The sequence below is a fragment of the Micromonospora sp. LOL_021 genome (assembly GCF_048060215.1).
Taxonomy (GTDB): Bacteria; Actinomycetota; Actinomycetes; order Mycobacteriales; family Micromonosporaceae; genus Micromonospora_E.
Genome location: NZ_JBHMIN010000050.1, coordinates 13223 through 38891, shown reverse-complemented (window position 1 = coordinate 38891; position 25669 = coordinate 13223). Strand labels below are relative to the sequence as shown.

Sequence of the window (25669 nt, the reverse complement as noted above, 5' to 3'; positions counted from 1 at the left end):
CGGGAGCCCGGGAAAGGAGCGGGTCGTGGCCACACTGGCCGATGTTGCGAAACGCGCCGGCGTGTCCCCGGCCACCGCCTCACGGATCATCAACGGCAGCAGCAAACCCGTCACCGAAGCCCTGCGCGAGCGAGTGCTTGCCGCGGTCGAGGAGCTGCAGTACGTCCCGAACGCCCACGCGCAGTCGCTGGCCCGGTCGCACCGCAGCGCGATCGGCGTCATCGTGCACGACGTGTCCGACCCGTACTTCGCGGAGATCACCCGCGGCCTGCAGCGGGTGGCGACCGAAAACGGCCGGCTGGTGATCATCTGCAACAGCTACCGGGATCCCGACAAGGAGCTGCAGTACGTCGAGTTGCTCCGTGCCCATCAGGTGGCGGCGATCGTCCTCGCCGGATCCGGCTACCACGACGAGGCGTTCACCGCGACGCTCGCCGGCAAGCTGCGGGTGTACGAGCGCACCGGCGGGCGGGTGGCGGTGATCGGCCGGCACGAGCACGCCGGCGACGCCGTGGTGCCGGACAACGAGATGGGCGGCTACCTGCTCGGCGCCGAGCTCTACTCCCTCGGGCACACCGACTTCGGGGTCGTCGCCGGGCCGAAGGTGTTGACCACCACCACCGACCGGCTCGCCGGGTTGCGTCGGGCCGCCCGCGAACACGGTCAGAAGCTGCCGGCGCGGCGGGTGGCGTACGCCGACTTCGACCGAGCCAGTGGCGCCGCGGTCGCGGCCAGCCTGCTGGACGCCGAGCCCGGATTGACCGCGATCGCGGCGCTCAACGACTCGATGGCGATCGGCGTGCTGGCGTTGCTGCGCTCCCGCGGCATCATCGTGCCCGACCAGTTCAGTGTGGTCGGCTTCGACGACATGCCGGTCGCCCGGGACGTCACACCGGCGCTGACCACCGTACGGCTGCCGCTGGCCGAGATGGGCGCCCGAGCGATGACGCTGGCGCTGCAGTCGCCCGGCGGGGCGCGCCCACCGCTCATCGAGGAGATCGGCGCCGAGCTCGTCCGCCGGGACAGCGCCGGGCCGCCCCGGACCGGTGTGATCTGACCGCCCCGGACCGGTGTGATCTGACCGGCGCGAACGGGTGTGCTCTGACCGGCCCGCCGACTTGCCCCGGCGTCGTACGTGTGTTCGAATGTCGGCCATGCGATGGGACACCTTGTCGGCTCCCCCCGACCAGCAGGTCCCTCCCGGGGCAGCGCCGGCGGCACCGCCCCTGCCGCTGGCGCTGCCCGAGGCCGTGCAGCGCACCTTCGACACGCCCGGCTTCGTCGGGATGACCTTCTACGAGATTCACGCCCGGTCGATCATCAACCGGGTACGCGGCTCCGGCCGCGTCCCGTTCGAGTGGACCGTCAACCCGTACCGCGGCTGCGGCCACGCCTGCACCTACTGCTTCGCCCGCAACACCCACACCTACCTGGACCTCGACGCCGGACTCGACTTCGACACGAAGATCGTCGTTAAGGTCAACGCCGCAGCGCTGCTCCGCCGGGAGCTGGCCGCGCCCAGCTGGTCGGGCGGACCGATCGCGATGGGCACCAACGTCGACTGCTACCAACGCGCCGAGGGCCGCTACCAGCTGATGCCCGGAATCATCGACGCGCTGAGCGCCGCCGCCAATCCGTTCTCCATCCTTACCAAGGGCACGTTGATCCTGCGAGATCTGCCGCTGCTGCGCCGAGCCGTCCAGGTGACCCAGGTGAGCCTGGCCATGTCGGTCGGGTTCGTCGACGAGCCCCTGTGGCGGGCGGTCGAGCCTGGCGCGCCGAGCCCGGCCCGACGACTCGACACGGTCCGCGCGTTGACCGACGCCGGCTTCGACGTCGGGGTGCTGATGGCACCGATCCTGCCCGGGCTGACCGACGACGCGGAGTCGGTCGAGGCCACCGTCGGCGCGATCGCCCGGGCCGGCGCGGTCAGTGTCACCCCGCTGCCGCTGCATCTGCGCCCCGGTGCCCGCGAGTGGTACGCCGCCTGGCTCGGCCGGACCCGCCCCGATCTCGTCCCGCGTTACCGGGCGCTGTTCCGCTCCGGGTCCTACCTGCCGCAGGCGTACCAGCGGGAGGTCGTGGGCCGGGTGCGGATGGCAGCCCGCCGGCACGGCCTGTCCCCCACGGGGCCGGGTGCCGCCCGGCGGCTCGACGAGGCGGGCGGCGCCACCGGGAACTAGGCTCGACGGGTGAGGACTCCGCAACAGATCCTGGCCGACGCGCGGACCATCGCCGTCGTCGGCGCGTCACGTGACCCGGCGAAGTCGGCGCACAGCGTGCCGGCGCAGCTCATCCGGTACGGCTGGCGGGTCATCCCGGTCAACCCGCACGTCGCCGAGATCTTCGGCCAGCCGACCTACCCGAGCCTCGCCGAGCTCGACGTACCGGTAGATCTGGTCAACGTCTTCCGACCGGTGCCGGAGGCCGTCGAGGTGGTACGTGCCGCGGTACGGATCGGCGCCCCCGCCGTGTGGCTGCAGAGCGGGATCGCCTCGCCGGTCGCCCGCGAGATCGCCGCCGCAGCCGGCATCGACTACGTCGAGGACCGGTGCACGGCCGTCGAACGGGCCCTCGGTGGCCTTACCCGGGCCGGCTGACCCGACACAACCGGCCGCCGACCCGACGTGCGGCCGGGCCGGCCGGGAAGCAGCGCGCCCGGATCAGCGGTACTCGGCCTCCCGGACGCTGTTGCCACCGTCGACGACGAGCATCTGGCCGGTGATGTAGGAGGCTGCCGGCGAGCAAAAGAAGGCGATGGCCGCCGCCACCTCATCCGGGGTGCCGGGCCGGCCGATCGGCGTACCCATGCCCTGCTTGAGCTCGGTGACCGTCGACGCGGCCGTGTAGATCGTGCCCGGTGCGACAGCGTTCACAGTCACGCCGTCGGCGACCATCTCCATCGCCAGCGCGCGGGTGAGCCCGACCACACCGGCCTTCGCGGCCGCGTACCCCGCCTCGGTGGGCAGTGCGTTGACCGGCCCGGCGGTGGCCGCCAGGTTGACAATCCGACCCCAGCCACGCTCCGACATCCCGCCGATGAAGGCCCGGCTGCACAGGAAGGCGGTGGTGAGGTTGCGGTCGATCTCCGCCCGCCATTCCTCGAAGGTGAGCTGGGCCACCGGCCGCAGCACCTCCGGGCTGGCCCGACTGGCCAGTCCTGCGTTGTTGACCAGCACCTCCACGTCGCCCAACTGTTCGGACACCGCGTCCGCCAACGCGCCGACCTCGGCCTCGTCGGTCAGGTCCGCGACGAACCCGGTCGCGCCGAGCTCCGCCGCCCGCTCGTGGATCCGCCGGGTGGTGGAGACGATCGCCACCCGGGCACCGAGCTCGCCGAGCCGTCGGGCCGTGGCGTAACCGATCCCGTCCGAGCTGCCGGCACCGGTCACCAGTGCGACCCGGCCGTCCAGACGCAACGTACCGAGCTCAGGTGCCGGCCCGGCCGCACCGTCCGGATCCGTCCCGTCCGGATCGGTTCCGTCCCGTCCCGGACCGGACGGGACGACGGCTGAGCGCTGGTCCGGTCCGGGGCGCAGGGTGGCGACCGGGGACGGGTGTGGGCCGGAGTCCTGTCCAGCGCTGCCGACCACGGCTCGTACGTCAGAAACCATGGGCTGATCCTGCCCGCTGGCGCCGTCGCGGGCAACGACGCTGCCCGTGAGCGGTTCGCCAGTACCGACTACTCTGATCGGGCGAACCCGCCCCGCAGAGAGACCATCGCCGATGAGCCAACCCCAGCAGCCGGGCAACTGGAGCGATCCGTCCTGGCCGAGCCACCAATCGCCGGCCGGCTATCCGGCGAGTGGCCAGCAGCCAACCGGGTACGGCGTACCCGGCCAGCCGCCGGCCGGCTATCCGGCTCCCGGCTACCCGCCGGCCGGGTACGCCGCGCCGGGCTACCTGTATCCGCCGCCCGCGCCGATGCCGATGAACGGCCGGGCGATCGCCGCGCTGGTCCTCGGCGTCCTCGGCATCGTCGGGCTGTGCGGCTACCTGGTGCCCGGGTTGATCGGCATCGTCGGCGCGCTGCTCGGGCACTCCGCCCGGCGTCAGATCCGCACCGCGGCCGAGCAGGGTCGTCCGGAGCAGGGCAACGGGATGGCACTGGCCGGAATGATCACCGGCTGGATCGCCTTCGGCCTCGGGCTGGCGGGGGCGGTTCTCGTCACGGTCGCGATCGCGGCCAACATCAGCCAGGGTTAGCAGCGTCCGCGCCGCAGCAGAAGGAGATCCGGGTGAAGGAGCCAGACGCCGGCGGCCAGATCCGCCCGCCGTCACCGCAGACCGGTACCGGGCCGGTGCCAGCCGACGGGCAGCCGCCGCGCGGCGAGCTACCGCCGCCGGGCCAGTACCCGCCGCCAGGGCACCCGGGCGGCGAGTATCCGTACGGTGGGTACCAGTACGGCTACGCCGCGCCGCAGCCAACGAACAGCATGGCGCTCGCCTCGTTCATCGTGTCGCTGGTCAGCCTGTTCAGCTGCCCACTGCTCGGTGGGATATCGGTCTACCTCGGGCGCCGCGCCCGCGACGAGATCCGCCGGACCGGTCAGCAGGGCGACGGGCTCGCCCAGGCCGGGGTGATCATCGGCTGGTGCGGAGTCGGCTTCGGAGTGCTGCTCGCGCTGTTCATGGTGGCCTACCTCGGCTTCTTCATCGTCCTGGTGGACAGATCCACTGCGGGCTACTGAGCCGACCGGCCAGGTCGCCGGCACCGGTCGGGCGAAAGTCGAGGTCCGCGTCAGGCCGGCGGCCCAGCCTCCGGCGGCAGCGGCGACGTACGGCTGCGGGTTCCGCCGAGAACGACCACGGCGACCCCGACCAGCAACAGCCCGAGCCCAGGCAGCGCGGCGGTACGGGGCACCTGACCCAGCCACAGCCAGGCGATCAGCGCGGCGCCCGGCACCTCCAGCAGGATGAGCACGCTGACCGTGGTCGCGGGGATCTTGTGCAGGGCGTAGCTGAACATCGAGTGACCGAGCAGCTGGGCACCGACCACCAGGCCGAGCACCGCCAACCAGGCCGAGCCGGGGAACCCGGTCAGCTGGATCCCGCCGACCAGGCAGACGACGAGCAGCACGCCCGCGCAGACGCCGTAGCAGATCGTGGTGTACGTGGTGGTGCTGATCGTCTGCCGGGCCTGCTCGCCCAGCGCGGTGTAGCAGGCGGCGAAGACCGCCCCGGCCAGCGCCAGCAGGTCACCGAGCACAGCCTGCGCGTCGAACCCGACGTCGGCCCCGGTGGCGAGCACCGCGCCGAGCACCGCGAGACCGATCCCGCCCCAGGTCACCAGCGGCAGTCGCCGACCCTGGGCCAGGGCGATCAGGCCCTGCCAGACCGGCTGGGTGGCGACCAGCGCGGTGGCGGTCGCCACCGAGGTGAGCTGTGCGCTCGGCATCCAGGTACCGAAGTGCGCGGCGAGTGCGACACCGGCCAACGCGCTCCAGCCGGCCTGGCTGCGGCCGCCCGGTCGGGCCAGCAGCCGCAACTCGGGCCGGCGCCGGGCCAGTACGAAGGGCGCGACCGCACCGGTGGCCAGCACGTTTCGCCAGAAGGCGACGGCGAGGGCGGGCGCGGCGGCGAAGGCGATCAGCGGCGCCGAGGTAGACACGGCGAGTACAGCGATCGCGGTGGCACCGGTGGCGAGCAGTTCACCCCGGCCGCCCGGACCGGAGGGGTGGGCACCGGAGGACACGGGATCTGATCCTCACAGACCACCGACCGAGTCCGTGCACCGGGACCGCGCGACAGGCCCCGGCGTCACCTGCGGGCCCGCTCCGGCGCGACACCCCGCCGGGACTACGGCAGGATGGTCGACATGACCGACCCAGCAGAAACTGGCGGGCCGGCCCCACTGGTAGACGAAGCCGGCAAGAAGGCTGCGGTCGCGTGGGTCTCGGTCGACGGCGCACCCGCCCGGGCCCTGTGGTGCGTGCCGGCCGACGGCTCGCTGCACGTGGTGACCGGAACCGGTGAACAGTCCGCCGCCGGGTTGGCGGCCGGCGTACCGGCGACGGTGACGCTGCGAGGCGATCACGGCGGTCGGATCGTGTCCTGGCCCGCCAAGGTGACCCTGATCGAGCCGGCCGACCCCGACTGGGAGTCGATCGCGGCCCAGGTGGCCGCCAAGCGGCTGAATGCCCCGGGCAGCCCGGTCGACCTGGTGCGGCGGTGGGCCGACGAGTGCCAGCTGTACCGGCTGACCCCGGCCGGTCCGCCGGTGGCGGCCGGCGCGTCACTGCCGGACGGATCGCTCGCCGCGCCGCCCCGGCCCAGCACGGTCACCCGGCCGACCCGTCGTCCGTTCCGCCTGCACCGGGTCCGCCGGCGCTGAAGCACGCCAGCCCCACGTCACGCTCACGCCGGGCCGCGGTCCGGACAACCGGGCGGCCCACGCCGGTCGAGGGTCAGCCGACGAACGGCGGTACGGCGATCTGCCCGCTGGCGATCGGCACCACCTGACCGGCGACGGTGGCGCTCCGCGCCCGGCCACCCAGCGCGGTCACCGTACAGTCCAACGTCGATGGACGCCCCAGCTCGACCCCCTGCCGGACGAGATACCGTGACTGGCCGTTGGCCGGCAGCAGACCGCTGCCCACCGCCCAGACGCCGAGACCGAGGGCGGCGGACCCGGTAGCCGGGTCCTCGGTCACCCCGGCGCCCGGGCAGAAGACCCGGCAGTGCGCCGTCGACTGCTCCGGCTCCCCGGCCGGGGAGCCCGCCGGGGCGCCGGCCATCGTCCAGGTCAGCACGCTGACCATCCCGACGCCGGCCCGGGCCGCAGCCGCCGGGTCCAGCCTGGCCCGGGGCAGAGCATCGGGACGTACGCACAGGTAGTCGAACTCCAGACCACAGCCGGCGCGGCGGGGTGCCGGACCGATGAGGTCGGTCGCGGTCAGGCCGACCGCGCCCAGCAGCGGGGCCGGGTCCACCGGCGCCCCGAGAGTCGGCTCGCCGCCGCGCAGTGTGGCGTACCCGTGCTCGGTCAGCTCGACCGGTAGCAACCCGGCACCGCACTGCTGGGTCACCGTCCCGGCGCTCACCAGGCCTCGCCGGCCGGCGGTGACCGCCGCACCGATGCTCGGATGCCCGGCGAACGGTAGTTCCTTCTCCGGTGTGAAGATCCTCACCCGGTAGCTGGCGTCCCGGGTGCCGGGCGGTAGGACGAACACCGTCTCGGACAGGTTGAACTCCCGCGCGATCGCCTGCATCTGGTCGACGGCCAGGGCATCGGCGCCGAACACCACGGCGAGCGGGTTGCCGGTGAACGGCCGGTCGGTGAAGACGTCGACGATCTCGTACCCGAGGCTGGACATGAAACAAACCCTACGGCCCGTACGCTGTGGCCGTGACTACGGCGACCAGGGTGTACGTCGCCCGGCTTGCCGGGCTCGCCGTCTTCGACCCCAACGGCGACCAGGTCGGGCGGGTCCGGGACGCGGTGGTACGGCTGCGGACCACCAACCGGCCACCTCAGGTGGTCGGACTGGTGGCGGAGATGCCGATGCGTCGGCGGATCTTCCTGCCGATGGGCCGGGTTACCGCGATCGACCCGGAGTCGGTGCTGCTCAGCACCGGCACCCTCAACCTGCGGCGGTTCGAGAAGCGGCCGAACGAGTTGCTGGTGCTGGAGGACCTGCTGGACCGGCGGGTCCGGTTCGACCCTGAGGATCAGCCCGGTTCGGTGGTGGACGTCGCGATGGAGGCGAACCGGGTCGGCGAGTGGTCGCTGACCCGGGTCGCGGTCCGGGAGATCACCGGGCGGTTGACCCGACGCGGTCACCTGCACCAGCTCGACTGGCACCGGGTGCGCGGGCTGATCGGGCTACCGGACACCCAGGGCACGGCCGGGCTGCTTTCCGTACTCGACCAGATGCGCGCGGCGGACCTGGCGAACGCCCTGCAGGATCTGCCGGACAGCCGGCGGCAGGAGATCGCCGCGGCGCTGGACGATGAACGGCTCGCCGACGTGCTGGAAGAGCTGCCCGAACACGACCAGGTGTCGATCCTGACCGCCCTGGACCGGGAACGCGCCGCCGACGTACTGGAGGAGATGGACCCGGACGACGCGGCGGACCTGTTGGCCGAGTTGCCGCCGCCGGAGCAGGACGTGCTGCTGGATCTGATGGAGCCGGACGAGGCGGACTCGGTACGCCAGTTGCTGCAGTACCAGGCGGGGACCGCCGGTAGCGTGATGACCTCCGAGCCGGTCATCCTGACCCCGGACGCCACGGTCGCCGAGGCGTTGGCCCGGATCCGGGAGCCGCAGCTGCCGCCAGCGATCGCCGCGCAGGTCTTCGTCGCGCGGGCGCCGATGGCCACCCCGACCGGTAAGTACCTGGGTGTGGTGCACTTCCAACGACTGCTGCGCGAGCCGCCGGCGGAGCTGCTCGGCGGCGTGGTGGACAGCGGCATCGACCCGTTGCAGCCGGAGACCCCGCTGTTGGAGATCACCCGCCGGATGGCCACCTACGACCTGGTCGCGATGCCGGTGGTCGATCCGGCGAACCGGCTGGTCGGCGCGGTGACCGTGGACGACGTGCTGGACCACTCGCTGCCGCCGGACTGGCGGGACCGGGACACACCGCTGGGGGGTGGGGACGGGCATGGTTGACCTGCGCCGGAGCACCGGCCGGCTGGACCAACCTCGCGAACCGGGACGAATTTCGCTGCCCCGCTACGACCCGGAGGCGTTCGGACAGTGGGCCGAGGCGATCGCCCGGTTCATGGGTACCGCCCGGTTCCTCGTCTACATGACGGTCTTCGTCGTCGGCTGGATCGCCTGGAACACCCTCGCCCCGGTGAGTCTGCGCTTCGACCCGTACACCTTCACGTTCCTGACCCTGTTGCTGTCGGTGCAGGCGTCGTACGCGGCGCCGCTGATCCTGCTGGCGCAGAACCGGCAGGCGGACCGGGACCGGCTCTCCCTGGATGAGGACCGGCGGCGGGCCGCGATGCAGAAGGCGGACACCGAGTACCTGGCCCGGGAGATCGCATCGCTGCGGGTGGCGGTCGGCGAGGTGGCCACCCGGGACTTCCTACGGTCGGAGCTGAGCCGGCTGGCCGAGGAGCTCGACGAGCAGGCGTACCGCCGGCGCCGGCTGGACCGCCGCCCGGTGGAGGGACCTCAGCCACCGGACGGGACCACGGCCGCCGGACAGTGAGCGGCGGTGACCTGCACACGCGACGTAGCATGGCGGGCATGTCCGCACCGACCAGCACCGTCAACGACGCCATCAACGCCGCCCTGGCCACGGTCAACGACCCGGAGATCCGCCGTCCCATCACCGAGCTCGGCATGGTGCGCTCCGCGACGGTCGACGCCGCCGGCCGGGTACGGGTCGAGCTGCTGCTGACGGTCGCCGGCTGCCCGTTGAAAGACAAACTTCGCACCGACATCACCGAGGCGGTGACCCGGGTACCCGGGGTCACCGGGGTGGACGTCGACTTCGGTGTGATGAGCCCGGAGCAGCGCAAGTCGCTGCAGGAGCAGCTGCGCGGCGGTAGCGCCGGCGCCGAACCGGTGATCCCGTTCGCCCAGCCGGGGTCCCGCACCCGGGTGTACGCGGTGGCCAGCGGCAAGGGCGGGGTCGGCAAGTCCAGCGTGACGGTGAACCTGGCGGCCGCGCTCGCCACGCGCGGGCTGTCGGTCGGGGTGATCGACGCCGACATCTACGGGCACTCGGTGCCTCGGATGCTCGGCGCGGAGGGAAGGCCGACCCGGGTCGAGGAGATGATCATGCCGCCGCAGTCGCACGGCGTGAAGGTCATCTCGATCGGCATGTTCACCGCCGGCAACGCGGCGGTGGTCTGGCGTGGGCCGATGCTGCACCGGGCGCTGCAGCAGTTCCTCGCCGACGTCTACTGGGGCGATCTGGACGTACTGCTGCTGGACCTGCCGCCGGGCACCGGGGATGTGGCGATCTCCCTGGCCCAACTGCTGCCCAACGCCGAGATCCTGGTGGTGACCACGCCGCAGGCGGCCGCCGCCGAGGTGGCCGAACGGGCCGGCGCCATCGCGCTGCAGACCCACCAGCGGCTGGTTGGCGTGGTGGAGAACATGTCCTGGCTGGAGCTGCCCACCGGGGAACGGATGGAGATCTTCGGCAGCGGCGGCGGCGGCACTGTCGCCGAGTCGCTGACCCGCACCGTCGGTGCCCAGGTACCGCTGCTCGGCCAGATTCCGCTGGACACCCGGGTACGGGAGACCGGTGACCGCGGCACGCCGATCGTGCTGGCCGATCCGCAGGCCCCGGCGGCCCGGGCGCTCGACGCGGTCGCCGACCGGCTCGCGGTCCGCCGCGAGTCGCTGCTGGGCAAGCCCCTGGGCCTGCGGCCGTCCGCCGGCTGAGCGTCAGGTGGCGTCGGCGTCCAACGTCTTGGCCGAAACAGCGGCCGGGCCGGTCCCGGCGGCCGGGCCGGTATCGGCGGCCGGGCTGCTCGCGGCAGCCGACCTGCTGGCGCCACCGGTCACCGTCGTCGGCATCGCGGCGGACTTCAGATCGGCCGCGTCGGCGACCTCACGCAGCTCGTCGCGGACCCCGCTGACGTCGGAACGCAGGTCGTCGTAGACGCCCTGCAACGGCTTGCGCAGCGCGGCCTCGTCCTCCTCGCTGAGCAGGTGCTTGCGGATGAACGCCTTAGGGTGCAGATCCTCGAGCTGGATGTCGGTGCCCAGCTCACGGCCGAGGTCCGAGGTGGCGTTGCGGGCCATGTTGCGCAGGTTGCGCAGCATCCGCAGGCCGTCGGAGATGACCTGCGGCAACCGGTCACCGAAAATCAACAAAGCGAGCAGCAGGAGCAGACCGATCTCCCACCAGTTCAGGTTGTCGAACATGCTCCGGGCCTCCCTGTGCCGCCGTCGAAGGCAAGGGTACGCACGTCACCGGCCGGTCCGGGAGGGCCGACCGGGTGTTACTTGGCGTCGGCGGCCAAGGTCACCGAGGCCGACCGGGCCTCGGTGCCCCGGCGGTAGTCGACCGTCACGACCGACCCGGGCGCGTACTTGCGCACCAACGCGATCAGGTCGGTCGCCTGGTCCAGGGGCCGACCGTCGATCCGCAGCACCACGTCGCCGGCCTGCAGGCCGGCGGCGTCCGCCGGCCCGCCGTCGACCACCTCACTGAGCCGGACACCGGCACCGGGGGTACGGGCGGCGTCGGTCACCTGAGCACCGAAGATCGTCCGCCGGGCCGTACCGGTGTCGATGATCTCCTGGGTGATCCGCTTCGCGTGGTTGATCGGGATGGCGAAGGCGAGGCCGATGTTGCCGGCCGTCTCCTCGTCGGCGGCCAGCGACTTGATCACCGAGTTGACACCGATCACCCGGCCGGCGGCGTCCACCAGCGGGCCGCCCGAGTTGCCCTGATTCACCGCCGCATCGGTCTGGATCGCCGCGTAGTAGCGCACCTGGCCGCCGGGCTCACCAGCCTGGATGGTGCGGTCGAGAGCGCTGACGATCCCCGAGGTGACCGTGTTGGTCAACGCGAGCGGCGAGCCGAAGGCGAGCACCGGATCGCCGACCGCGATCGCCTCGGAGTCGCCGAACTCGACCGGCGTCAGCCCGGTCCGGTCGACCTTGATCACCGCCACGTCCGATTCCGGCTCCTGGCCGACGATCGAGGCCCGCGCGGTCGAGCCGTCGTTGAACAGCACCATCGCCTCCTCGGCCCCCGCCCCGACCACGTGGTCGTTGGTGATCACGTAGCCGTCGGCCGTGGCGACGAAGCCGGAGCCGACGCTCTGCCCGGCCGGCCCGCTCACCTGCACGGTCACCACGCTCGGCAGGACCCGTTGGGCCACCCCGGCCAGCGAGTCGGCCGGCCGCTGCGCAGCCCCGGGCGGATCGGCCGGCGAGCCGCCGAGCACGGTCCCGGTACCGGCGACGCCGCCCCGGACCGCAAAGGCGAACCCCAGGGCACCGCCGAGGCTTCCGGCGAGCAGCGCGGCGATCACCGACACGACCACGTACGGCGCGAATCCACGGCGTACCGCCGGCTCCGGTTCGACGACCGGTTCCGGACCATCGCCGGTGCCGGCAGCACCCGGCGGGACGTCGACCACCACCGCAGCCGGCGCGTACGGATCACGCCAGGGATCCCGCAGCGCGTCCGACCACCACGGCGAGGGCTGTGCCGACGGGCCGTACGACGGCGAACCGGCCGACGGACGGTGCACCGGTACCGATGCACCGTACGACGGCGGGTAGGGCGGCGAACCGGCCACCGGCGGGTACGGCGGAGCCGGTGCGGGGCCGTACGGCCCGGCCCACCCGCCGACCGGCGGCTGGTGCCCCGGCGGTGCGATCCCGTCGGCCTGGCGCCAGTTTCCGCCGTCGGTCACGGTTGCCTCCCAGTCCATCCCCCAGCGCGACGGCACCGGTCCGATCGGCGACATCGCTCCGCGTCCAGGATTGCACGGATAATCGAAGAACATTCAGTGGTCGCCGAAGAGCGGTGTGCCCCGGTGCCCGCCCAGCCGGTCGACCAGCGGCGCTCTAGGCTCGTACCGGCAACCGCCGCCCGACCCCCCGCTGGAGGTGCGCCATCCACCCGGTCACCCGACCCCCTGCCTGGACGGCGCCCCAGGCTCTCCAGTTCGTCACCGGGTACGCCGCCGAGGACCTGGTGCTGCGTACCGCCCGAAGCCTGGCCGAGGAGGTCGGGCTGCGCCCGGTCTCGCCGGACGCCGGCGCCACGCTGCGGCTGCTCGCCGCTGCCGGCAACGCACGCGCCGTCGTCGAGATCGGCACCGGGACCGGGGTGAGCGGCGTCTGGCTGCTGCGCGGGATGCGCCCCGACGGGGTGCTGACCACGATCGACGTAGAGAACGAGCACCAGCGGATGGCCCGGCGGATCTTCGTCGAGGCCGGCTACCCGACGTCGCGGACCCGGATCATCACCGGCCGGGCGCTCGACGTGCTCCCCCGGCTGGCCGACTCGGTGTACGACATGGTCTTCGTCGACGGCGACAGCGCCGAGTTCGGCGCGATCGTCGACGCGGCACTGCGGCTGCTGCGCCCCGGCGGCATCCTGGCGGTGCACGGGGCGCTGGCCGGTGGCCGGATCGGCGACCCCGCAGCGCGCGACCCCGACACGGTCGCCATCCGCGAACTGGTCAAGTCGATCCGGGAAGCCGAGGAATGGGTGCCGGCGCTGCTGCCGGCCGGCGACGGACTGCTGGCGGCGGTACGGCGCTGACCCCCGGCCGACCGTCATGCCGCCGGGTCGAGCGCGGTCAGCCAGCGCACCAGCGTCCGTACCCCCCAGCCGGTGGCACCCCGGGTCAGCTCGGCGTGGTCGTCGTCGGACCAGGCCGGGGCGGACATGTCGTAGTGCGCCCAGCGGTCGTGCAACGGCCCAGTGAACTCGCGCAGGTAGAGCGCGGCCACCACCGAGCCGGCCCCCCGGTCCGGGGCACTGAACAAGTCGGCGATCTCGCTGCCCAGGTACTCGACGTAGTCGGCGTGCAGCGGCATCCGCCACGCCCCCTCGCCAGCCGCCGCCGAGGCGTCGAGCAGTGCTCCGGCCAGATCGTCGTCCTCGCTGTACAGCGCGGCGGTACGCCGGCCCAGGGCGATCGCGTTCGCCCCGGTGAGGGTGGCCAGGTCGACCAGATAGTCCGGGGTGAACCGGCTGACCGCGTAGCTGATCGCGTCGGCGAGCACCAGCCGGCCCTCGGCGTCGGAGTTGGTGGTCTCGCTGGTCCGCCCGCCGTAGTGCCGCACCACGTCGCCGGGGCGGAACGCCGCCCCGCTGACCATGTTCTCGGCGAGCGGAACCAGCACGGTCAGTCGTACCGGCAGCGCCAGGTCGGCGACGGCGACGGCGGTGGCGACCACCGCGGCGGCCCCGCCCATGTCCTTGCGCATCAACTTCATCCCGTCCACCGGCTTGATCGAGATCCCGCCGGTGTCGAACGTGATGCCCTTGCCGGCGAGCACCACGTGCCGCCCGGCGTGCGGCGGGGACCAGTCGATCTCCACCAGGCGGGGACCGGCCGCCGAACCGCCGCCGACCGCCAGCAGCGCGCCGAACCCCTCGGCGGCCAGCTCCGCCGGACCGCGTACCGAGACGGTCAGCCCGGGCCGGTCGGCCGCCGCAGTGGCGATCTGCTCGGCGAACCAGGCCGGGTTCTTGACCGAGGACGGCATGTTGGTCAGGTCCCGGGCCAGGTAGGTGGCGGCGGCGGTGCCCCGGGCGTACCGCAACGCCTGTTCGGCCGCCCCGGTGGGCGGATGGGCGAGCAACACCATCGGAATCGGGTCGGGCGCCCCGCCCGGGTCGTCCGCGGCCGGTCGGGACTCGTCGGGGTCTGCGGCCGGTCGGGACTCGCCCGGTACGGCCGGTCGGGACTCGTCCGGCGCGGTGAACCGGTAGCCGGCCAGCCAGCAACCTTCGGCGAACCCGCGGACCGCCGCCGGGCCCGCCTGCGGTGGTACGGCGACCAGGCACGGCCCGGCGACCGGTCGGGCAGCCCGGCGCAGCAGCCGGCCGACGGCCGCGCCCGCCGCCCGCCAGCCGGCCTCGTCGGCGACGCCGACCCCGACCAGGATCACCTGATGCGGCGAGTGCCGGGACCGGTGCAGCACTTGAACCTCGCCGGCGCTGCCGTCGTGCCCGGTGCGGGTCAGCAACGCGGCGGCCGACGCGGCGAGCTCCGCGCGGTCGCCGTCGAGCGCCAACTGGTCGGGCAGTGGTCCGAGCCGCGCGCCGGCCGGCCCGGGGTCCGGCTCGACGGGCAGGACGATGGTGCCGGCGGCGGTGGTCTCCGCCAGCAGACGGATGGCGAACACGCCGGGGTTACCTCCAGGTACGAGATTGGGTGCTGCCCACGGCGTACCGAGTCCGCCGACCCGGCGGGGGCCGGATCGGCGGACTCGTCAACCGTCGCTATGTCGACCCGCGGGCCAGCGTCGCCCCCGGGTCCGGCTCGATCAGCCTGCGGCGGCCTTCAACGCATCACCGAGCGCGTTGGCCTCGTCCGGTGTCATCTCGACGACGAGTCGACCCCCACCCTCCAGCGGAACCCGCATGACGATGCCCCGGCCCTCCTTGGTGACCTCCAGCGGACCGTCGCCCGTCCGCGGCTTCATCGCCGCCATGTTGTCTCCCCTCAGACTTGCCCCAGGGCCGCTGGGGAGCACCCCAGCCACCTCGTAAGTCTCACCGCATCCCACTGCCACGGTGCCGACCAACGATTTTCCCTGATGAACACCGCCGGACCCAAACCGAGGCCACAATGCTGTGACAGCGTCTAGCTTATCTTGAAGTGGGCTGTCACAATGTGCGGTCATGCAGGCCCGGTCGGCGCTCTTCGACCTGTTCGGTGACCATCTTCGGCCACGAGGTGGTCGCGCACCCGTTGCTGCCCTGGTCAAGCTGCTGGCCCCGCTCGGGATCGCGCCGCCCGCCGTGCGCACGGCCGTCTCCCGGATGGTGCGGCAGGGATGGCTGCAACCATCTCGGCTGGCCGCCGGTCCGGGCTACCTGCTGACCCCGAAAGCCGCCCGGCGGCTGGACGAGGCGGCCGCCCGGATCTACCGCACCGGCAGGATCAGTTGGGACGGCAAGTTCGACCTGCTGGTGCTCGACCCACCCGGCGGTCGGCGGGACCGGCAACGGCTGTGCGCCAACCTCAGCTACCTCGGCTACGGGATGCTGGACGAGCACACCTGGGTGGCGACCCGGGCCGCCGGCGAGGTCGACGGCATGCTGGCCGAGTCCGGCGTACGGTTCGAGCGGTTCACTGCCGCGCACGCCGCCGGCACCGCCGGGGCCGCCGCACTGGTTCGCCGTGCCTGGAACCTGACCGAGATCGGACAGGCCTACGAGCGGTTCGTCGCCGAGCAGCGACCACTGCTGGCCAAGGTGACCGTACGCAGCGACGACGAGGAGGCGTACGCCGCCCGGTTCCAGTTGGTCCACGCCTGGCGCGGGTTCCTGTTCCGGGATCCGCAACTCCCCCCGGCGCTGCTGCCGGAACGCTGGCCTGGGACGAGCGCGGCGACCTTCTTCGACCGGCACGCCACCCGGCTGCGCCCGGCCGCCGACCGGTACGTCGACAAGTGCCTGGAGCTCGGCCAGCGCGACGGCGGCCCGCGTTGAGCCGCACCGACGCGAACTCCAGCCGGCCTAACGAAAGGGACATCCGAGGTGACCGAAGCACTGCTCGTCGACCGCCGGGGCGCGGTCGTCACGTTGACCCTGAACCGACCCGACTCGCTCAACTCGCTGAACGTCGAGCTCAAGGAGGCGCTGCGCGACGCGCTGGCCGAGGTGGAGACCGACCCCGGCTGCCGGGCGGTGGTGCTGACCGGTGCCGGGCGGGCCTTCTGTGTGGGGCAGGACCTGCGCGAACACGTCGAGACGCTGGAGTCTGGGACGGCTGAGCCGCTGGACACCGTCCGGGAGCACTACAACCCGATCGCCACCCGGCTGGCCAGGCTGTCCAAGCCGGTGGTCGCCGCGGTCCGCGGCGCGGCTGCCGGTGCCGGCGCCTCGCTGGCCATGCTGGCCGATCTGCGCATCGGTGGGCCCCGGACCAGCTTCCTGATGGCGTTCGCCAACGTCGGGCTGGCGATGGACACCGGCGCCTCGTGGGCGTTGCCCCGACTGGTCGGCTACCCAAAGGCGTCCGAGCTACTGCTGCTGGCACAGCCGGTGCCAGCAGCCGAGGCACACCGGATCGGGCTGCTCAACCAACTGGTCGACGACGACGAGCAGATCCTGCCGGTGGCCCACGAACTAGCCGAACGGTTGGCGGCCGGGCCGACCGTCGCGTACGGGGCGATCAAGCGGGCGCTGTCCATCGGCGCTTCCGGTTCGCTGGCCGACGCGCTGGCCGCGGAGACGCAGGCCCAGTCGATCTGTGGTGCCACCGCCGACCACCGGCAGGCGACGGCGGCGTTCGTCGCCAAGCAACGGCCGGTGTTCGACGGGCACTGACAGCCGGCGCCCGGCCTGACCGGGAGAGCCGTGTCAGGGGTCGCTGACCGGGCCGCAGCCGTCAGTCGTCCTCCTCCGGGTCCTGGTTGGCCTCGGCACCGAGCACGAACGCCTGCATGGCCAGCTCGTCGCCGCTCGGATAGACAAAGGCCGGCAGTTCGCGGGGGCCGAGCTCGCGCACGTACGACCAGAACAGCCGGACCGCCTCCGCCGCCGTCGGTGCCTCGATCGGCAGGTCGAGGCTGACCAGCCAGGCACGACGGTCACCGGCCGGGGCGAGCCGGCCGGCCAACGACCGGTAGGTGGCCGCGTCCACCGGGGTCACCGCCCCGGTCAGCCGCAGGGCGGCCGCCGGCACCGGCTCGTCGAAGGCCCGGCAGGTGTAGTGCACCACCAGCGGTTCCGGCTCGGCCGCCCGGGTCTCCCCGCCCTCGACGCCGCCGCCGGCACCACCGATCCGGCCGAGCGCGACGACGAACCGGGGGGCGCCGTCGGTGACGACCAGCACCGGCGCGCCGTACGGCGGCCGTGGGTCACCGTCGAGGCCGGTCACCTCCAGCGTGTCGTGGTGGAACAGCCGCTCCGCCTCGTAGCGCTGGGCCGGGATGACCACCGCCCAGGCACCGGTGCCGGACCGGGCCGGGCCGGGTGTCGCGGGCTGATCGTCGAGCTGGCTGATCTCGCGCATGTTCCTATCTCATCACGACGCGGGGCGGCGGATCACCGGACCACGACCGGACCGCCGGGCCGCGTCGGCGGCGGCACGTGGCAACCGGCGACATGGTCGTCGACCATCCCCGTCGCCTGCATCAACGCGTACGCGGTGGTGGGTCCGACGAACCGGAGGCCGTGCCGTTTGAGCGCCCGGGCCAGCGCGGTCGACTCTGCGGTGACCGCCGGCACCTGGTCCATCGAGGCGAGCCGGGCGGACCGGGGCGGCGGGGCGTGTCGCCAGAGCAGCACGGACAGGCCGGTGGGCAGGTCGAGCACGGCCCGCGCGTTCGACACGGCGGCCTCGATCTTGGCTCGGTTGCGGACGATGCCGGCGTCCGCGAGCAGCCGCTCGACGTCGGCCGGGCCGTACCCGGCGACCTTCTCGATCCGGAAACCGTCGAAGGCAGCCCGGAACGCCTCCCGCTTGCGCAGGATCGTCAGCCAGGACAGACCGGACTGGAAGGCTTCCAGGGTCAGCCGTTCGTACAGCGCGTCGTCGTCGCGGACCGGTCGGCCCCACTCCTGGTCGTGGTACCGGCGGTAGTCCGCCGAACCTGCGCTCCAGCCGCACCGGGCCAGGCCGTCCGCCCCGACGCTCAGCCCGGTCACGGCAGTGCCCCGGTCTCGACCAGCCGGCCGAACTTCTTCAACGCCTGGGTCAGGCTCACCTTGGAACCGGGCCAGAGCAACGGCCAGGCCATCCGGCCGGCGACGCCGCCGGGCAGATGGAACCACTCGTGCCAGACGACCTGGGTGCGGTCGTGGTCCATCTGGGTGCAGCGCAGCACCCCCGGACCACGCAGCAGGGTGCCGCAGTGCATCACCCGGACCTCGTACGGAGCGTCGACCCGGACCACCCGCATCTCGTCGCGCAACGCCACCGGCCCGACTGCGGTGACCGCCATGATCAGACTGCCCTCGCCGCCGTCACCCGAGACGACCTTGACGTCGGTGAAGGGAATCCACTCGGACTGCCGATCCCAGGCGGTGAAGGCGGCGAACACCTGTTCGGCAGGGGCCCGGATGATGACCGTCGCGGTCACCTCACCGGCTCCGGGGGTCTCGGCGGCGGCCCCGTTCGGACCGCTCACCTGGCGGCACCGTCCGCCGGGCGGACCTCCGGCCCGGCGGCTGCGTCGGCCGTGGGCGACGGGGCGGACTCCGGCTTGTCGGCGGTGCTAGCGGCCCCGTCCGGCTCCGCCGGCGCGGTGCTGTCGACCGGCGCACCGTCCCCGGGATTCGCCGGCAGGTCGGCGGCCGGCACCAGGGCCGCGTCCCGGGCCCGCCGCAACTGGTCGGCGTCCTCGGTACGCCCCTCCCGCAGCGCGGCCACCTCGGCCTGCAGCACCTCGATCAACTCGTCCTTGTACCCGATGTCGTACGCCGCCCGGCGCAGTGCCTGGTCGACCTGCGCCATCCGGTACCCGCGCAGCGCGGTGTCGAACCGGACCTGGCTGACGTCGTGCTCCAGCAACGGCCGGGTGCCGGGCAGCGGGACCGCCCGTCCGTCCGGCTCGACCGGGACCAGCCCCGGGTCGTTGCCGGTGACGAGCACGGTGACCCCGAAGACGACCGCGGCGACGGTCAACGCGGCGACCAGAACGAGGAGAAACTGATCCATGACCGAATCGTGGCATGCCGGCGCGGCGAGGGCGACCCCCCGCGGCGCGTCGTCGGTCGGCGGCGGGCTCTCCCGCCCCAGTGACCGCCGCCCGGCGACCGCCGGCAGTCGGCACACCGCAGCCGGTTAGCCTCCTGGCAGGCGGGACGGGATCGGAGGCACCGGATGGGGCGTACGCTGCGGCTCGGCCGACGGTCCCTGGCACCCGGGGACCTCGCGGTGATGGCGATCGTCAACCGTACGCCCGATTCGTTCTTCGACCGCGGCGCGACCTTCGCCGCGGACGCCGCACTGCACGCGGTCGCCGCCGCGGTCGACGCCGGCGCGGACATCGTCGACATCGGCGGGGTGAAGGCCGGGCCCGGGACCACCGTCGACGTGGCCGAGGAGATCGACCGTACGGTCGGCACGATCGCGGCCGTCCGGGCCGCCTTCCCGGACCTGGTCATTTCGATCGACACGTGGCGGGCCGAGGTGGCCAGGGAGGCGGTCGGGGCCGGCGCCGACCTGCTCAACGACACCTGGGCCGGCGCGGACCCCCGACTCGCCGAGGTCGCGGCGGCGACCGGGGCGGGGTTGATCTGCTCGCACACCGGTGGCACCACGCCACGAACTCGACCGCACCGGGCCGCGTTCGACGATGTGGTGGCCGACGTGGTGGGTACCGTGACCGGCCTCGCCGAGCGTGCGGTCGGTCTCGGGGTACGGCCGGACGGCATCCTGATCGACCCGGCGCACGATTTCGGCAAGAACACCCGGCACTCGCTGGAGGTCACCCGGCGGCTCACCGAACTGGTCGACACCGGCTGGCCGGTCCTGGTCGCCCTCTCCAACAAGGATTTCATCGGGGAGACCCTGGATCTGCCGGTCGACCAGCGGCTGGAGGGCACCCTGGCGGCCACGGCGGTCTCCGCCTGGCTGGGTGCCCGGGTGTTCCGGGCGCACCAGGTCGCGGCGACCCGGCGGGCGCTGGACATGGTGGCGTCGATCCGGGGCGACCGCCCGCCGGCGGTGTCCCGCCGGGCCTTGGCCTGAGCAGGTCCGGGTCCGGGTCAGGTCGCGGACGCGGTCGCGGTCAGGTCCAGCCGAGCACCTTCTTGCGCCATGCGTAGAGGATGCCCAGCGCCAGGACGGCCACGAATACGCCCATCTCGGCGACGGTGACCAGGCCGAACCCCGGCCGGTCGAAGATCACCGCCCAGGGGAAGAGGAAGACCGCCTCCACCGCGAAGAGCACGTACAGGAACGCGTACACGTAGTAGCGGATCTGCGCCTGGGCCCAGTCGCCGCCCACCGGGTCGAGGCCGCACTCGTAGCTGGCCCGTTTACCGACCGGGTCGGCCGGGTGACCCGGCCGCAGCAACCGGTTGGCACCGTAGCCGACTGCGAAGAAGGCGACGCCGACCAGCAGCAACAGCCCCAACGTCGCGTACGAGCCGAGGTAGCCCTGCATGTCCGACAGCCTACCGTCCGGTCGTCCGGGCCGGCCTGGACCGAGCGGCGGAGACCGGCGTCACCACCCCGTGACCGTAGGGTGATTCCAGTCCCACCGAGCGGACCCGAGCCGGGTATCCGACCCGATCCGACGTAGGCTTTCCTCAGAGTGTCACCATGGTTAGGACGCCCTTACCGGGACACCCATCGTGGCACCGGGCAACGGCAGCGCCACGGCCGGCAACAGCCGCAGGACGCCGGCAACCGCCCCAGCACGGCCGGCGATCCACGCCGCCGGCAGGAAACGAGGAGGTCAGCTCACGTGACCAAGCAGGTCCGTCAACTGGATCGGGTGGTCATCCGTTTCGCTGGCGACTCCGGTGACGGCATGCAGCTGACCGGTGACCGGTTCACCTCGGAGACCGCACAGCTCGGCAACGACATCTCCACGTTGCCGAACTTCCCGGCCGAGATCCGGGCTCCCGCCGGCACCCTGCCCGGGGTGTCCAGCTTCCAGGTGCACTTCGCCGACTACGACATCCTCACCCCTGGTGACTCGCCGAACGTCCTGGTCGCCATGAACCCGGCAGCGCTGAAGGCGAACCTCGGCGATCTGCCGCGCGGCGCGGACATCATCGTCAACACCGACGAGTTCACCCGCCGCAACCTCGCCAAGGTCGGATACACCGCCAGCCCGCTGGAGGACGGCTCGCTCGACGGGTACGCCGTACATCCGGTGGCGCTGACCTCGATGACCATCGGCGCGCTCGCCGAGTTGTCCGTTTCGAAGAAGGACGCCGAGCGGGCGAAGAACATGTTCGCGCTGGGTCTGCTCTCGTGGATGTACTCCCGGCCGTACGAGTCCACCATCCGGTTCCTGGAGCGCAAGTTCGCCAAGCGTCCGGACCTGGTAGCGGCGAACATCGCCGCGTTCAAGGCCGGCTGGAACTTCGGCGAGACCACCGAGGATTTCTCGGTACGCTACGAGGTCAACCCGGCCCGGATGCGCCCGGGCACGTACCGCAACATCACCGGCAACGCGGCACTGTCGCTCGGGCTGGTGGCCGCCGGGGTCCGAGCCAAGCTGCCGATCTTCCTCGGCGCCTACCCGATCACGCCGGCCTCGGACATCCTGCACGAGTTGAGCAAGCACAAGCGGTTCGGTGTGGTCACCATGCAGGCCGAGGACGAGATCGCGGCGGTCGGTGCGGCGCTCGGCGCGGCGTACGGCGGCGCTCTCGGCATCACCACCACCTCCGGGCCCGGCGTGGCACTCAAGGGCGAGACCATCTCGCTCGCCGTCGCGTTGGAGCTGCCGCTGGTGATCGTCGACGTCCAGCGGGCCGGGCCGTCCACCGGCATGCCGACCAAGACCGAGCAGGCCGACCTGAACATGGCGTTGTTCGGCCGGCACGGCGAGGCTCCGGTCGCGGTGATCGCGCCGCGCTCGCCGTCGGACTGCTTCCACGCCGCTATCGAGGCTGCCCGGATCGCGCTCACCTACCGCACTCCGGTGCTGCTGCTGTCCGACAACTACGTGGCCAACGGCTCGGAGCCGTGGCTGCTGCCCGAGGTCGACTCCCTGCCCGACCTGCAGGTCGAGTTCGCCACCGAGGCCAACGACGACGACGGCAAGACCTTCCTGCCGTACCTGCGCGACCCGCAGACGCTGGCCCGGCCGTGGGCGATCCCCGGCACTCCCGGCCTGGAGCACCGCATCGGCGGTCTGGAGAAGGCCGACCGCACCGGCGACATCTCCTACGATCCGGCGAACCACGACTTCATGGTGCGGACCCGGCAGGCCCGCATCGACGCGATCCCGGTGCCGGACGTCGAGGTGGAGGATCCGGACGGTGACGCCCGGACGCTGGTGCTCGGCTGGGGGTCGACGTACGGGCCGATCGGTGCCGCCTGCCGGGCGTTGCGCCAGCGTGGCCTGTCGGTGGCGCAGGCGCATCTGCGACACCTGGCACCGCTGCCGGCCAACCTCGGCGAGGTGCTGCGCAACTACGACCGGGTGGTGATCCCGGAGATGAACCTCGGTCAACTGGCCCACGTGATCCGGGCCCGTTACCTGGTCGACGCGATCGGTTACAACCAGGTCCGTGGCCTGCCGTTCACCGCCACGGAGCTGGAGACCATGCTGGAAGAGGTCGTGAAGAATGTCTGAGCCCACCCGCAACGGACGCCCCGGCGGTACGCCGGTGGCGGTCAAGCTCACCGCCAAGGACTTCAAGTCCGACCAGGAGGTGCGCTGGTGCCCCGGGTGCGGTGACTACGCGATCCTCGCTGCGGTGCAGTCGTTCATGCCGGAGCTGAACATGCCCCGGGAGCGAATCGTCTTCGTCTCCGGAATCGGCTGCTCGTCACGCTTCCCGTACTACATGAACACGTACGGAATGCACTCCATTCACGGCCGGGCACCGGCGATCGCCACCGGCCTGTCGGTGTCCCGCCCGGACCTGTCGGTCTGGGTGGTGACCGGCGACGGCGACGCGCTGTCGATCGGCGGCAACCACCTGATCCACGCGCTGCGCCGCAACGTCAACCTCAAGATCCTGCTGTTCAACAACCGGATCTACGGGTTGACCAAGGGGCAGTACTCGCCGACCTCCGAGCTGGGCAAGATCACCAAGTCGACGCCGATCGGCTCGGCCGACTCGCCGTTCAACCCGCTGTCGCTGGCCCTCGGCGCCGAGGCGACCTTCGTCGCCCGGACCATCGACTCTGACCGCAAGCATCTGCAGTCGGTGCTGCGCGCCGCCGCCGAGCACCAAGGTTCGGCGTTCGTGGAGATCTACCAGAACTGCAACATCTTCAACGACGGTGCGTTCGAGCAGTTGAAGGAGCCGGCGACCCGGGACGACTACCTGATCCGACTGGAGCACGGCCAGCCGATCACGTTCGGGGCCGACGGGCAGTTCTGCGTGGTCCACCCGCCCGGCGGTTTCGGGCTGGAGGTCCGCGAGACCGCGTCGGTGCCGGCCGAGCAGATCGTGGTGCACGACGCCACGATCGCCGAGCCCGCCTACGCGTTCGCGCTGTCCCGGCTGCCCGCTGCCGACCTGCGCAACACACCTATCGGGGTGTTCCGCGGCGTGTCCCGGCCGAGCTACGACAGCTTGATCCAGACCCAGGTCGAGCAGGCCCGGGCGGCGGCCGAGGGCACCCCGGAGGAGCAGTTGGCCGGGCTGTTGCGCAGCGGCGACACCTGGTCGATCAACTGACTGACCGGCTTGCTTACCGGACCGACCAGGTCGGTCCGGTAGCCGACTGCCTGGCCGACCACCGGCCGTTCGGGGTGGCGTCAGCCGATCGACGGCGTGCTGGCCGAGGTCCGATCGTCGCGGACATAGACCAGCAGATCACCTGTCTCGATCTTGACGCTGTCCGGGTCGGCGAGCGACACCACCCGGCCGCGCCGGATCAGCGCGATCACCAGGTTGGCCAGTTGCCGCGGTGAGGTGCCCACCTCGTCGCGGTTCGCCGAACGCATCGCCAGCGCCATCCCCTGTCCCGGGGTGAGCAGATCCTCGACCACGTCGATCAGCGGCGGCGCCGACGTGGACAGGCCGAGCAGCCGGCCCGCGGTGGCGGACGAGACGATGACATGGTGTGCACCGCTCTGCCGCAGCAGTGCCGCGTTCTCCGCTTCCCTGGCGGCGGCGATGATCCGTACCTTCCCGGCGGTCAACTGCCGGACGGTCAGCGTGACCAGGACCGAGGCGTCGTCGCTGTCGGTCGCGATGATCACCGCCTTGGCGTGCTTGACGTGCGCCTCGACGAGCACCGACGACCGGGTGGCCGATCCTTCGATGGCCACCAGCCCGGCGGAGGTCGCCTGCCGCAGGGCGATCCCGCTGCTCTCCACGACGACGATGTGCTGCTTGTCGAAGCCGTTCTCCAGCAGCGCGGAGACGGCGCTACGGCCCTTGGTGCCGTAGCCGCAGATGATGACGTGGTCCTTCACGTTCTTTCTCCACCGGGTCAGTCGAAGGTTCGTCCGGTACTGCTCGGTGAGCACTTCCAGGGTGGTGCCGACCAGGATGATCAGGAAGACCACCCGGGCGGGGGTGATGATCAGGACGTTGACCAGCCGCGCGGTCTCGGTGACCGGGGCGATGTCGCCGTACCCGGTGGTGGAGAGGCTGACCACCGCGTAGTAGAAGCTGTCGAGCAGCGAGACGCCGTCGCCGTTGGCGTCCCGGTAGCCGTCGCGGTCGGCGTACACCACGGCCACCACGCCGAGTACCAGGCCGACCGCCGCCGACAGCCGCAGGCTCAGTGCCCGCAACGGCCCCTGCCGTACGGCGGGAAAGTGAATCACCGCCGGCCCGCCTCCGCCTTCATATCCCCGTACACGCCCACAACATAGCTGTTCCGGGCCGCCTGATCTTGATCGCCTGGACAACACCTTGTGCCAGGTGCGTCCGGGACGGAAGCGGTCGTATCCCGCCGCCTCAAATCTTGCTTAGAGACATTGCATCGGGACGCAGTGTTGTCGATGCTCACCCAGCGAGCCATCCATCCGTGAGTTTCGGAGCAGCCTGTGAACCCGCCACGACCGACCGCCATTCCCGCGATCGCCCCAGGGACGGTATTGCGACTCGGCAAGGACGACTGGCGGTACGGCGGACACAATCTCATCCTTCAGGTGGAGCAGATGCGACCCGACCTGTCGGTCTATTACGACAATCGGTGGGTGTGGATCGTCGGACGTTCCCTCGGAACGGATGGCGGCGGGCTCGGCCGCGTGGTCGCTCTGGTCCGGGTCGCCGCGTTGCCCGGCGGGACCCAGGCCGACGCCACCGACGTCGGCTGACCCGCGCCGGCCGGGAGGGCCGGAAGGCCGAGACGGCCGGACGATGTGACGGTCCGGTCGACTCGTCTGTTTACGCACCGGTCGACAAACAATCAGGCCAACTAAAGATCGACGCTAGCTGATGCCATGAGA

The 25669-nt window shown here is 72.1% G+C and carries 29 protein-coding genes; 16 read left to right on the top strand and 13 right to left on the bottom strand.

The window, feature by feature from the left end:
• Positions 1 to 25: 25 nt before the first annotated feature.
• From ACFHWT_RS25430 to ACFHWT_RS25420, 3 genes are all read left to right on the top strand, one after another.
• The gene (locus ACFHWT_RS25430) at positions 26 to 1057 is read left to right on the top strand and encodes a LacI family DNA-binding transcriptional regulator (protein WP_416597219.1); all 1032 of its coding nucleotides are present in this window, start codon (positions 26 to 28) and stop codon (positions 1055 to 1057) included.
• A gap of 97 nt (positions 1058 to 1154) precedes the next feature.
• On the top strand, positions 1155 to 2183 hold the full coding sequence (locus ACFHWT_RS25425; RefSeq protein ID WP_416597218.1) for an Rv2578c family radical SAM protein: 1029 nt from the start codon (positions 1155 to 1157) through the stop codon (positions 2181 to 2183).
• 9 nt (positions 2184 to 2192) lie between these two features.
• Positions 2193 to 2600, top strand: a complete 408-nt coding sequence (locus ACFHWT_RS25420; protein WP_416597217.1) for a CoA-binding protein — start codon at positions 2193 to 2195, stop codon at positions 2598 to 2600.
• A gap of 63 nt (positions 2601 to 2663) precedes the next feature.
• Here ACFHWT_RS25420 and ACFHWT_RS25415 read toward each other — a convergent pair whose 3' ends face one another.
• A complete protein-coding gene (locus tag ACFHWT_RS25415; protein ID WP_416597215.1) occupies positions 2664 to 3614 on the bottom strand; it encodes an SDR family NAD(P)-dependent oxidoreductase in 951 nt (316 codons plus the stop codon).
• A 112-nt stretch (positions 3615 to 3726) separates the two neighbouring features.
• Here ACFHWT_RS25415 and ACFHWT_RS25410 point away from each other — a divergent pair, with 112 nt between their 5' ends.
• Together ACFHWT_RS25410 and ACFHWT_RS25405 are read left to right on the top strand one after the other, a co-directional pair.
• A complete protein-coding gene (locus tag ACFHWT_RS25410; protein WP_416597214.1) occupies positions 3727 to 4206 on the top strand; it encodes a DUF4190 domain-containing protein in 480 nt (159 codons plus the stop codon).
• 32 nt (positions 4207 to 4238) lie between these two features.
• The gene (locus ACFHWT_RS25405; protein ID WP_416597213.1) at positions 4239 to 4691 is read left to right on the top strand and encodes a DUF4190 domain-containing protein; all 453 of its coding nucleotides are present in this window, start codon (positions 4239 to 4241) and stop codon (positions 4689 to 4691) included.
• A 50-nt stretch (positions 4692 to 4741) separates the two neighbouring features.
• Here ACFHWT_RS25405 and ACFHWT_RS25400 read toward each other — a convergent pair whose 3' ends face one another.
• Complete coding sequence (locus ACFHWT_RS25400) at positions 4742 to 5695, bottom strand: DMT family transporter (protein ID WP_416597212.1); 954 nt, start codon at positions 5693 to 5695, stop codon at positions 4742 to 4744.
• Positions 5696 to 5818: 123 nt separating this feature from the next.
• Between ACFHWT_RS25400 and ACFHWT_RS25395 the strand changes: the two genes are divergently transcribed.
• The gene (locus ACFHWT_RS25395) at positions 5819 to 6334 is read left to right on the top strand and encodes a hypothetical protein (RefSeq protein WP_416597211.1); all 516 of its coding nucleotides are present in this window, start codon (positions 5819 to 5821) and stop codon (positions 6332 to 6334) included.
• Between the two features lie 73 nt (positions 6335 to 6407).
• Here the strand turns inward: ACFHWT_RS25395 and ACFHWT_RS25390 are convergent, their stop codons facing one another.
• A complete protein-coding gene (locus ACFHWT_RS25390) occupies positions 6408 to 7316 on the bottom strand; it encodes a PhzF family phenazine biosynthesis protein (protein ID WP_416597210.1) in 909 nt (302 codons plus the stop codon).
• Positions 7317 to 7348: 32 nt separating this feature from the next.
• Between ACFHWT_RS25390 and ACFHWT_RS25385 the strand changes: the two genes are divergently transcribed.
• From ACFHWT_RS25385 to ACFHWT_RS25375, 3 genes are read left to right on the top strand one after another with little or no spacing between them, the layout of a single operon-like run.
• Positions 7349 to 8614, top strand: a complete 1266-nt coding sequence (locus ACFHWT_RS25385) for a magnesium transporter MgtE N-terminal domain-containing protein (RefSeq protein WP_416597209.1) — start codon at positions 7349 to 7351, stop codon at positions 8612 to 8614.
• Positions 8607 to 9164: a DUF1003 domain-containing protein gene (locus ACFHWT_RS25380; protein WP_416597207.1), complete on the top strand. Its 558-nt coding sequence runs from the start codon at positions 8607 to 8609 to the stop codon at positions 9162 to 9164. Before ACFHWT_RS25385 ends, ACFHWT_RS25380 begins: the two co-directional genes overlap by 8 nt.
• 38 nt (positions 9165 to 9202) lie before the next feature.
• Complete coding sequence (locus tag ACFHWT_RS25375) at positions 9203 to 10351, top strand: Mrp/NBP35 family ATP-binding protein (protein WP_416597206.1); 1149 nt, start codon at positions 9203 to 9205, stop codon at positions 10349 to 10351.
• Positions 10352 to 10354: 3 nt separating this feature from the next.
• Here the strand turns inward: ACFHWT_RS25375 and ACFHWT_RS25370 are convergent, their stop codons facing one another.
• Positions 10355 to 10837 (bottom strand): preprotein translocase subunit TatB, encoded by a 483-nt coding sequence (locus ACFHWT_RS25370; protein ID WP_416597205.1) that lies wholly within the window; start codon positions 10835 to 10837, stop codon positions 10355 to 10357.
• A gap of 77 nt (positions 10838 to 10914) precedes the next feature.
• Positions 10915 to 12342, bottom strand: a complete 1428-nt coding sequence (locus ACFHWT_RS25365) for a S1C family serine protease (RefSeq protein ID WP_416597204.1) — start codon at positions 12340 to 12342, stop codon at positions 10915 to 10917.
• Between the two features lie 284 nt (positions 12343 to 12626).
• Between ACFHWT_RS25365 and ACFHWT_RS25360 the strand changes: the two genes are divergently transcribed.
• Positions 12627 to 13199, top strand: a complete 573-nt coding sequence (locus ACFHWT_RS25360; RefSeq protein WP_416597203.1) for an O-methyltransferase — start codon at positions 12627 to 12629, stop codon at positions 13197 to 13199.
• A gap of 14 nt (positions 13200 to 13213) precedes the next feature.
• Here the strand turns inward: ACFHWT_RS25360 and ACFHWT_RS25355 are convergent, their stop codons facing one another.
• Entirely contained in the window at positions 13214 to 14695 is a 1482-nt protein-coding gene (locus ACFHWT_RS25355; protein ID WP_416597232.1) for a leucyl aminopeptidase family protein, read from the bottom strand.
• A gap of 240 nt (positions 14696 to 14935) precedes the next feature.
• A complete protein-coding gene (locus ACFHWT_RS25350; protein WP_007455245.1) occupies positions 14936 to 15103 on the bottom strand; it encodes a DUF3117 domain-containing protein in 168 nt (55 codons plus the stop codon).
• 190 nt (positions 15104 to 15293) lie between these two features.
• Here ACFHWT_RS25350 and ACFHWT_RS25345 point away from each other — a divergent pair, with 190 nt between their 5' ends.
• Together ACFHWT_RS25345 and ACFHWT_RS25340 are read left to right on the top strand one after the other, a co-directional pair.
• Positions 15294 to 16106 carry a PaaX family transcriptional regulator C-terminal domain-containing protein gene (locus ACFHWT_RS25345; RefSeq protein ID WP_416597202.1) on the top strand — a complete coding sequence of 271 codons (813 nt, stop codon included), beginning with the start codon at positions 15294 to 15296 and terminating at the stop codon, positions 16104 to 16106.
• A gap of 48 nt (positions 16107 to 16154) precedes the next feature.
• Complete coding sequence (locus ACFHWT_RS25340; RefSeq protein WP_416597201.1) at positions 16155 to 16946, top strand: enoyl-CoA hydratase-related protein; 792 nt, start codon at positions 16155 to 16157, stop codon at positions 16944 to 16946.
• Between the two features lie 61 nt (positions 16947 to 17007).
• On the opposite strand, the gene ACFHWT_RS25335 is transcribed toward ACFHWT_RS25340, so the two are convergent.
• Genes ACFHWT_RS25335 through ACFHWT_RS25320 form a run of 4 tightly spaced genes read right to left on the bottom strand, consistent with a single transcriptional unit; the run spans position 17008 to position 19281 of the window.
• Positions 17008 to 17634 carry a hypothetical protein gene (locus ACFHWT_RS25335; RefSeq protein ID WP_416597200.1) on the bottom strand — a complete coding sequence of 209 codons (627 nt, stop codon included), beginning with the start codon at positions 17632 to 17634 and terminating at the stop codon, positions 17008 to 17010.
• Positions 17635 to 17666: 32 nt separating this feature from the next.
• Positions 17667 to 18269 carry a DNA-3-methyladenine glycosylase I gene (locus ACFHWT_RS25330; RefSeq protein WP_416597199.1) on the bottom strand — a complete coding sequence of 201 codons (603 nt, stop codon included), beginning with the start codon at positions 18267 to 18269 and terminating at the stop codon, positions 17667 to 17669.
• On the bottom strand, positions 18266 to 18751 hold the full coding sequence (locus tag ACFHWT_RS25325) for an SRPBCC family protein (protein WP_416597198.1): 486 nt from the start codon (positions 18749 to 18751) through the stop codon (positions 18266 to 18268). Before ACFHWT_RS25325 ends, ACFHWT_RS25330 begins: the two co-directional genes overlap by 4 nt.
• Entirely contained in the window at positions 18748 to 19281 is a 534-nt protein-coding gene (locus ACFHWT_RS25320) for a DivIVA domain-containing protein (protein WP_416597197.1), read from the bottom strand. The genes ACFHWT_RS25325 and ACFHWT_RS25320 overlap by 4 nt, the downstream gene beginning before the upstream one ends.
• A gap of 165 nt (positions 19282 to 19446) precedes the next feature.
• On the opposite strand from ACFHWT_RS25320, the gene folP reads away from it, so the two are divergent.
• On the top strand, positions 19447 to 20316 hold the full coding sequence (gene folP / locus ACFHWT_RS25315) for a dihydropteroate synthase (protein WP_416597196.1): 870 nt from the start codon (positions 19447 to 19449) through the stop codon (positions 20314 to 20316).
• Between the two features lie 40 nt (positions 20317 to 20356).
• Here the strand turns inward: folP and ACFHWT_RS25310 are convergent, their stop codons facing one another.
• The gene (locus ACFHWT_RS25310; RefSeq protein ID WP_416597195.1) at positions 20357 to 20734 is read right to left on the bottom strand and encodes an NADH-quinone oxidoreductase subunit A; all 378 of its coding nucleotides are present in this window, start codon (positions 20732 to 20734) and stop codon (positions 20357 to 20359) included.
• A 303-nt stretch (positions 20735 to 21037) separates the two neighbouring features.
• Here ACFHWT_RS25310 and ACFHWT_RS25305 point away from each other — a divergent pair, with 303 nt between their 5' ends.
• Positions 21038 to 22885, top strand: coding sequence for a 2-oxoacid:acceptor oxidoreductase subunit alpha (locus tag ACFHWT_RS25305; protein ID WP_416597194.1), 1848 nt, complete (start codon positions 21038 to 21040; stop codon positions 22883 to 22885).
• Positions 22878 to 23942: a 2-oxoacid:ferredoxin oxidoreductase subunit beta gene (locus ACFHWT_RS25300; RefSeq protein ID WP_416597193.1), complete on the top strand. Its 1065-nt coding sequence runs from the start codon at positions 22878 to 22880 to the stop codon at positions 23940 to 23942. The genes ACFHWT_RS25305 and ACFHWT_RS25300 overlap by 8 nt, the downstream gene beginning before the upstream one ends.
• 80 nt (positions 23943 to 24022) lie before the next feature.
• Here ACFHWT_RS25300 and ACFHWT_RS25295 read toward each other — a convergent pair whose 3' ends face one another.
• Positions 24023 to 25042: a potassium channel family protein gene (locus ACFHWT_RS25295; protein ID WP_416597192.1), complete on the bottom strand. Its 1020-nt coding sequence runs from the start codon at positions 25040 to 25042 to the stop codon at positions 24023 to 24025.
• Positions 25043 to 25264: 222 nt separating this feature from the next.
• Here ACFHWT_RS25295 and ACFHWT_RS25290 point away from each other — a divergent pair, with 222 nt between their 5' ends.
• Positions 25265 to 25537: a hypothetical protein gene (locus ACFHWT_RS25290; RefSeq protein WP_416597191.1), complete on the top strand. Its 273-nt coding sequence runs from the start codon at positions 25265 to 25267 to the stop codon at positions 25535 to 25537.
• The last annotated feature ends 132 nt before the right edge of the window (positions 25538 to 25669 follow it).

Excerpts from the sequence above, each read along its gene's own strand:
- ACFHWT_RS25425 (WP_416597218.1), top strand. The coding sequence starts at position 1,155 with ATGCGATGGGACACCTTGTCGGCTCCCCCCGACCAGCAGGTCCCTCCC.
- ACFHWT_RS25415 (WP_416597215.1), bottom strand. The coding sequence starts at position 3,614 with ATGGTTTCTGACGTACGAGCCGTGGTCGGCAGCGCTGGACAGGACTCC.
- ACFHWT_RS25410 (WP_416597214.1), top strand. The coding sequence starts at position 3,727 with ATGAGCCAACCCCAGCAGCCGGGCAACTGGAGCGATCCGTCCTGGCCG.
- ACFHWT_RS25395 (WP_416597211.1), top strand. The coding sequence starts at position 5,819 with ATGACCGACCCAGCAGAAACTGGCGGGCCGGCCCCACTGGTAGACGAA.
- ACFHWT_RS25390 (WP_416597210.1), bottom strand. The coding sequence starts at position 7,316 with ATGTCCAGCCTCGGGTACGAGATCGTCGACGTCTTCACCGACCGGCCG.
- ACFHWT_RS25380 (WP_416597207.1), top strand. The coding sequence starts at position 8,607 with ATGGTTGACCTGCGCCGGAGCACCGGCCGGCTGGACCAACCTCGCGAA.
- ACFHWT_RS25375 (WP_416597206.1), top strand. The coding sequence starts at position 9,203 with ATGTCCGCACCGACCAGCACCGTCAACGACGCCATCAACGCCGCCCTG.
- ACFHWT_RS25370 (WP_416597205.1), bottom strand. The coding sequence starts at position 10,837 with ATGTTCGACAACCTGAACTGGTGGGAGATCGGTCTGCTCCTGCTGCTC.
- ACFHWT_RS25350 (WP_007455245.1), bottom strand. The coding sequence starts at position 15,103 with ATGGCGGCGATGAAGCCGCGGACGGGCGACGGTCCGCTGGAGGTCACC.
- ACFHWT_RS25345 (WP_416597202.1), top strand. The coding sequence starts at position 15,294 with ATGCAGGCCCGGTCGGCGCTCTTCGACCTGTTCGGTGACCATCTTCGG.
- ACFHWT_RS25335 (WP_416597200.1), bottom strand. The coding sequence starts at position 17,634 with ATGCGCGAGATCAGCCAGCTCGACGATCAGCCCGCGACACCCGGCCCG.
- ACFHWT_RS25320 (WP_416597197.1), bottom strand. The coding sequence starts at position 19,281 with ATGGATCAGTTTCTCCTCGTTCTGGTCGCCGCGTTGACCGTCGCCGCG.
- folP (WP_416597196.1), top strand. The coding sequence starts at position 19,447 with ATGGGGCGTACGCTGCGGCTCGGCCGACGGTCCCTGGCACCCGGGGAC.
- ACFHWT_RS25310 (WP_416597195.1), bottom strand. The coding sequence starts at position 20,734 with ATGCAGGGCTACCTCGGCTCGTACGCGACGTTGGGGCTGTTGCTGCTG.
- ACFHWT_RS25300 (WP_416597193.1), top strand. The coding sequence starts at position 22,878 with ATGTCTGAGCCCACCCGCAACGGACGCCCCGGCGGTACGCCGGTGGCG.